Annotated in this window: 7 protein-coding genes; 3 read left to right on the forward strand and 4 right to left on the reverse strand. The window is 43.9% G+C overall.

Annotated features, from left to right (window positions below):
* Positions 1-877 precede the first annotated feature (877 nt).
* Positions 878-1,258 carry a hypothetical protein gene (locus QUA00_RS29555; RefSeq protein WP_333412080.1) on the forward strand — a complete coding sequence of 127 codons (381 nt, stop codon included), beginning with the start codon at positions 878-880 and terminating at the stop codon, positions 1,256-1,258.
* Positions 1,259-1,830: 572 nt separating this feature from the next.
* Positions 1,831-1,971 (forward strand): hypothetical protein, encoded by a 141-nt coding sequence (locus QUA00_RS29560; RefSeq protein WP_333412081.1) that lies wholly within the window; start codon positions 1,831-1,833, stop codon positions 1,969-1,971.
* A 90-nt stretch (positions 1,972-2,061) separates the two neighbouring features.
* On the opposite strand, the gene QUA00_RS29565 is transcribed toward QUA00_RS29560, so the two are convergent.
* Positions 2,062-3,090, reverse strand: a complete 1,029-nt coding sequence (locus tag QUA00_RS29565) for a hypothetical protein (protein ID WP_333412082.1) — start codon at positions 3,088-3,090, stop codon at positions 2,062-2,064.
* A 143-nt stretch (positions 3,091-3,233) separates the two neighbouring features.
* Here QUA00_RS29565 and QUA00_RS29570 point away from each other — a divergent pair, with 143 nt between their 5' ends.
* The gene (locus QUA00_RS29570; protein ID WP_333412083.1) at positions 3,234-3,668 is read left to right on the forward strand and encodes a hypothetical protein; all 435 of its coding nucleotides are present in this window, start codon (positions 3,234-3,236) and stop codon (positions 3,666-3,668) included.
* 396 nt (positions 3,669-4,064) lie between these two features.
* Here QUA00_RS29570 and QUA00_RS29575 read toward each other — a convergent pair whose 3' ends face one another.
* From QUA00_RS29575 to QUA00_RS29585, 3 genes are all read right to left on the reverse strand, one after another.
* Positions 4,065-5,054, reverse strand: a complete 990-nt coding sequence (locus QUA00_RS29575) for a tyrosine-type recombinase/integrase (RefSeq protein ID WP_333412084.1) — start codon at positions 5,052-5,054, stop codon at positions 4,065-4,067.
* A gap of 247 nt (positions 5,055-5,301) precedes the next feature.
* Complete coding sequence (locus tag QUA00_RS29580) at positions 5,302-5,445, reverse strand: hypothetical protein (protein ID WP_333412085.1); 144 nt, start codon at positions 5,443-5,445, stop codon at positions 5,302-5,304.
* A gap of 254 nt (positions 5,446-5,699) precedes the next feature.
* Entirely contained in the window at positions 5,700-5,828 is a 129-nt protein-coding gene (locus tag QUA00_RS29585; protein WP_333412086.1) for a hypothetical protein, read from the reverse strand.
* Between the last annotated feature and the right edge of the window lie 172 nt (positions 5,829-6,000).

The raw sequence follows: 6,000 nt of genomic DNA on the forward strand, positions 1-6,000 counted from the left end.
TTTCAGGTAATTAAGGTACAGAAATATTGTAGGTAAGGACATGGCACTGTCGTGTCCTTAAGGGAATCATCTAATGAGCCGATACTTGAATCTAATCGGTAGTAGCACTCTATACCCTGACCTAGCGGCAACACTTCCACGTTCTAGGCGGGAAAATTTGGATATCCTGATGTAGCAGCAAGGGTTACACGCTCTAGGTGGGGAAATATGGGGTAAAGCCGAGATACGGGCAAAGTAGGACACGAGATTAAGAAACGTAACAATTAAGTCGCTGTACAGCCTTCTCGAAAGCTTGTAAGCGCAAGACCAGCTTAAATGTGGCTAACTTTTAACCCTCGCTTGATGGAGGCAGAGTAGTAGTAATACTCTGCCCTCGTACAGGCCAAAAAAGTGGAAATCTTTTACTGCTAAACATTTCAGGCTTTGCTACTTCCAGTCAGTTTGTCTTATATTTACAAAACTTTACGTCATGTCCTGTTTTGCCCGTATCTCGGCTATACCCCATGAATTTTTTACGACGAACACACTCACTGATCGCGAAACACTTTTTAAAGCGTCCCTTTCTCTAGTGTCTTTCTAGCAAGTTAGATTGTTAGGGTTAATATTGCTGTGCCTTAGCTTAAGTTGTCTTACATACCGCTTTATACGTTTTGCATTGTGTCTTACACCCTCCTTCCTACTTTCTAGAATCATTTGCTTTTCTTAAAAAGATGAGGTACTATAGGGCATAGGGCATAAGCCTCCGTAGGTATAAGGCATACTTCACTTTTTTGAGAACCGCTGCAAATCGATCACCTGCGATTACAATTTATAGCTCGCCGATCACCTGCGATTATGATCCATCGCCTGCGATTACGATAGATAAAAGGAGGTTAAGATGAACGTTACTTGTGATTGTTGTAAAAAAACTTTTGACAATTATAGTGACAAGGGTTGTCGCTATGCAGATCGAGGTACTGTTTTCAGAGGAAGTTTTTTAAAAGCTCCTGGAATCAATTCTATTTATGTAGCACCAACAGCCGTGATTGGATGGGATATTTGGGCACGGATAAAAGGAAAAGACAAGTTCTTGTTTTGGTATTGCAGTGCTTGTTCTTCAAAAATACTCAAAGAAGAAAAGGATGAAATTAGCGATAGAAATAGCAAAAAGCATCCAGCATTAGTCATGCTAACATTTATATTCACAGATTGTAGTTCATTTGTAGGCATTTTTGAGATCGGGACAAACGATTTTTGGAATGAGAAAGGATGGAAATGAAAAATTGCCACTAGGAGTTATTCCATTGTTCACAACTTAAGACTTAGTTGAATTTATTAATTGGTAAGATTACTCAAAAAACAGCTTGTTTAGGAGTGGAAAGTTTGCTAACCTGACCTGTATCCGCTCAATAATCCGGGGTAAATCGCTCAACGATGCACATCAAATGACGCAAAATCGTTCCTGAGTGGGTAGTCCGCCCCGAATTATTGAGCGGATACCCTGACCTACCCTGCGCGTTTCCAAGCCTTGGATGGGAAAATATTCCTAATCTAATCTAATGTAGCGGCATTGCTTTCAAGTCCTAGATGGGCAAATAGGATTATCCCTGCCTAGAACAAGGTTTTGGAGTGATTGGGAAATTACCCTTTCCCCGTCTAAACCCCTAGCGGGATTTTTACGACTGGCCGCCATCGTCTTCTTCTTCGTCACAATTAGAAAATCGGCCATCGGAAAAATAGCCGCCTGCCCGTCCGGCTGAGGACACCAAAAAGCCGTGTGTCACGCGCTTGATGCTGCTTAGTGTTACTGCTAGACCAAGTGAAACGCTTGACACAAGGGATTCACTTGTTATGCCTAACTCTAAAGGACACGAAGACTCAATCAGAGATTCCCGCTTTAAAGCTGCTTGGCATGGCAGTCCGACTCGCACCATTCGAGTTTCGATCGCTATGGCCGACGCTACTCTGGAATATGTCTGTATCCTTGCTTAGCCGTACCAATTTTAAACCCTGGGTCAAGGTATGGGATTATCCTAATAAAGCTTTAGCAGTTTCACGCCTAGAGGTATAAACGCTTCTGACTTACTTGTAAGGAAGTTGATAGTGACGGCAAACAGCATCTACTTGTATTTTAGAATAAATCATTACTTCTCCCTCCCAAGCCATATACTGAGAACCAGGAAACTCCAAAATTAAATCTGCATTTTTATTATGACGGTGAAACTTAATATCTGGTGTTTTCTTAGAAAACTCATTTTCAAAGAATAAAGGTGACAGCTTACTGACACGTTCTGCAATTGACTCTATATTATATTGGGATGCAGTGTCATTAATGTAAGCATCGTGAGGCAACTCTATTCCGTGAAGTTTACGAACCGTTCTGAGAATTGCAGTGTTCAAATGATGACCAACTCGGTAGAGATTTGTAAAGTGATAACGTAGGTCATAATTTAAAGAAATAGCGGTTGTACCATTGGGAGGATGAATTTCACAATCAGGGCCTATATGCCCATTAGGTTGCATCCCCTCTACAAAATACCCAGTAATACGAGCATTTTTGGGAAAAGTTTGAATACGTTTCTCTATAGTATGTGCAACTATACTATGTCCCATTGAGTACATCATTATGGGGCGTAATTGAGCTCCATTGTGCTTGAGCTTATTAACAGCAAGAGCAAATGAGTTTCTATAGTGTTTAATTTCTGCATGAAAATTTTTATAGCCAGGGTGTTTGACCTTATCTAACCAACTCTCTACAGATTTTTCCTTGCCATTACTATTAAATGGATGAATAACTTTAAGAATACGATAGCAATCCTCAATGTGAAATTGCAATGCGTATAGCAATTCTTTTTGTAAACCAGGTAGCTTATCTAAAGGATAATCTAAATGTCCATCAGCATTAAACAAAGCCGTAGAAATCTGATCTAATTCATCCAGAACAGCATGGAAAGACTGCATCACGTTCTGTATTGAGAGACTGTAGATTGAGAACGGATGCCGTTCGGTGTGATCGCTATGATAGGTAAAGCTTTCAGGGAGAAGTTTTAGACAATTAAATGCTTTAGGGTGTAAGTTGCCATCTCTATATGTTTTACGTTCGAGCTTCATTATAAAATCATAAATGAGTCAAGTTTGTATTATAAGTGTAACACAGTGAGTGTGAACTCAGGACTGTTAAAACTCGGCGCTACTGTCAATTTAGGATTACTGTTGTATTGAGTGAAACGCTTGACACAATGGATTCATTTGTTATGCCAAACCCTAAAGGACACGAAGATTCAATCAAAGATTCCCGCTTTAAAGCTGTTTGGCAGAGTGGCCCGACTCGTACCATTCGAGTTCCGATCGCCCTGGCTGACGCTACTTTAGATTATGCCAGACAACTTGACAAGAAACTCGAACCGCGTGACACAGCAGATAGTCGTAGCGGTTCCGAAGTAGAAAAGAAACAGTCTCAATCGCGTGACACCAGTGGTTCAATTGATGAAGTAAAGCGATTAAAGGGTGAATGTAAGCGACTTCAGAATTTAGTGAGTGACATGAGGATTGAGCTGTACCAGACCCGACGCGCTGAAATTGAGCTACCAGAGGCTGCTGACTTGTTAAACAGGCTCAAAGCCAAGCGTAAGAAATCAGCGGTAACACTCGCAGACATTGAGACAATTTTGGAGATGATTGAAGGGTAAACCCCAAAAGGGAATTAGAAATCTATACCCCGATTCATCCCGAAGATGTGCTGAGATAATTTCTATGGCGTTAAGCCACAAAAACTTAAAACCTTATCAGGGATTGAAACTCCTTCATTACTTACTGCGTTACTACAAACCGTCCCAAAAAAACCTAAAGCCCTATCAGGGATTGAAACTTGGCACATTTTGATTCCTGTTGATTCCTGTTTTTGCGCGGTTTGCACAGCAACTGCACTGTCAAAATCTAAAATCTGAATCTAAAACCTGAAATTATTTGACCGACAAGAGCGGTTGGTATTCTGTTCGTTGTCGGCAAGTGCGATCGCACGCCGTGCGACAATTGCCAAAACCAAAATCCCTCAATTACTCGAAAGTTGGGGGATTTTTCTTGGCTCAAAACATCCCATCCAGTAAGTCGGTAACGGCCCCTTGGTCGCGGCTGCGATTATCGTCGTACACCATCAGGGTATTCAAATTCCTGTGCCTGCTGAGTTTCTGAACTTTCCGCACATCCCCATCTGTTGCGTCCAGCGCCGCTGTGATAGCGCTGTGTCTGATGCGGTGAGGGGACATCTGCTTTTTAATACCAGCTTTTTCGCTGTGGCGGACAACCATCTTGCAGATACCGTCACCGCTAAGTCTGTGTCCGCTGTGAGCCCAGTCAAGTGCTATAAAAAGCGGACTATCGGGCGAGCAACTTCCCCTTTCCTCCAACCAATCGGCGATCGCCTGCACTGTCGCAGAACCTAAATCGATCGTCTCAGCTTGCGTACCGCGTCCCTTGCCAAGAATTCGCAAAGTCTTACCGGCTGGGTCAAAGTCACCAACACTCAACTGGCTGATTTCGTTCCGCCGCAAAGCATTACCCCACAGCAAGCGCAACAAAGCATAGTCTCTCTTGCCAGCTTTCGTTGCCCGATCGCACTGCTGCAAAATTCGCTCAAAAGTGGCTCTATCAACGCCCGTTGTATCTCGGTAGCCTACAATTTTCTCCCCCTTAATATCCCCTAAAGTATAGTGACACACGCCGAGCTTGCGACCCATTTCCACCAACGACTTGACAGCCGCCAGCCGCCGATTAACAGTCGCTTCCTTGAGTCCCTTGTCGATCAGCTTAGCTTTGTACTTCAAAACCACCGAAACTGCTTGCCGTTCCTCAAGGTGTAAAAACTCCAAAACATTATCAGGCAAGGCGGGCGTCCCTGTCATAGTTACCAAAAAGTCATTTACGTCCCTCTCGTAGGCGCGGCGAGTATTTTCGGAGCGCTTGTCGGCGAGTAATTGTTTGAGCACGTCCGGGTCAGTATCTAGAGTATCGAAATATCTTTCAATTTTGGCATCGAGAGAAGCTTCAAGGCGGGCGATCGACAGTTCTGCTTTCATGATTTTTTGCTATTGATAAACAGAGTTTACGATGGCATGGAGGGTCAAAATGCGCCCCGTCTCTGGGAGGGGGCTGTGGTGTCTAAGCGGCTCTGTGTTTTAGTATCGCTTGTTGCGCCAAAGCTGTCGCTTGATTTTCTGATTCCAGAATCAAGACCGGAATGTTCTCGCCGGCCCGCGTCCGTTGAGTCGCCGTGCCAGCACGGAGGCGTGAAACTGAAAATGTCCGCTAACAATTTTGTACCCGCTACTGTCGCGCACCACCACGGGGGGAATCATGAACCCACCGCTCGCCAGACGCTCGCTCGCCAGCAATTTCTAGCTCGCCCGGATCTTCGTTGCAGACTGGCACATCAGAAGTGATGCGCTTTACCGAGACTAACGAGAGCATTAGTTTCTTGGTGGAGATCGGCTTAGCCGTAGGCGCTGGGGTAGTTGGTGCGGTAGCGTCGGTGTGGCGATCGGTTCTGGGGCGGTCGGAGTTTTTTCGGGCACTGGTTTTGGTTGTACTAGATAAATACTAGCACTATGCCTAGTAGACATTTAGTAATTAAGCTAGTTTTTGTGTCTAGTATTTCTCATGAGTAAATGCTAGTATTTTTGTCTAGTTTATGTACTAAATACCGCTAGCGATGGGAGGGTTCGCTAGCGGTCGGGCAACTGTTGCTGATAGTCTTGGAGCTCGCTGAGTTTGGCTTGTAGCGCTGCCATTTGGGCATTCGTGGCGTCAATTTTTGAGGCGATTTGAGCGAACTTGTTGGCTAACAGAGTCATTGGTATTCGTCCTTTGGTTGTGGGTGCTGATTGTAAAGCGTATGCAGCGAGCGGTTTGTGTCGTTTCCGTTTCGCTATATTTGTATACTAGCATGATGTCTAGTATTTGTTAGAGCATAGACACTAGACACAAAGCTCGATTAAGATGCTAGATAAAAAGCTATTTGTGTAC

Origin of the sequence: Microcoleus sp. T2B6 (assembly GCF_036700475.1) — a bacterium.
Lineage (GTDB): Bacteria > Cyanobacteriota > Cyanobacteriia > Cyanobacteriales > Microcoleaceae > Microcoleus.

Excerpts from the sequence above, each read along its gene's own strand:
- QUA00_RS29560 (WP_333412081.1), top strand. The coding sequence starts at position 1,831 with ATGCCTAACTCTAAAGGACACGAAGACTCAATCAGAGATTCCCGCTTT.
- QUA00_RS29580 (WP_333412085.1), bottom strand. The coding sequence starts at position 5,445 with ATGCTCTCGTTAGTCTCGGTAAAGCGCATCACTTCTGATGTGCCAGTC.
- QUA00_RS29570 (WP_333412083.1), top strand. The coding sequence starts at position 3,234 with ATGCCAAACCCTAAAGGACACGAAGATTCAATCAAAGATTCCCGCTTT.
- QUA00_RS29575 (WP_333412084.1), bottom strand. The coding sequence starts at position 5,054 with ATGAAAGCAGAACTGTCGATCGCCCGCCTTGAAGCTTCTCTCGATGCC.
- QUA00_RS29565 (WP_333412082.1), bottom strand. The coding sequence starts at position 3,090 with ATGAAGCTCGAACGTAAAACATATAGAGATGGCAACTTACACCCTAAA.
- QUA00_RS29555 (WP_333412080.1), top strand. The coding sequence starts at position 878 with ATGAACGTTACTTGTGATTGTTGTAAAAAAACTTTTGACAATTATAGT.
- QUA00_RS29585 (WP_333412086.1), bottom strand. The coding sequence starts at position 5,828 with ATGACTCTGTTAGCCAACAAGTTCGCTCAAATCGCCTCAAAAATTGAC.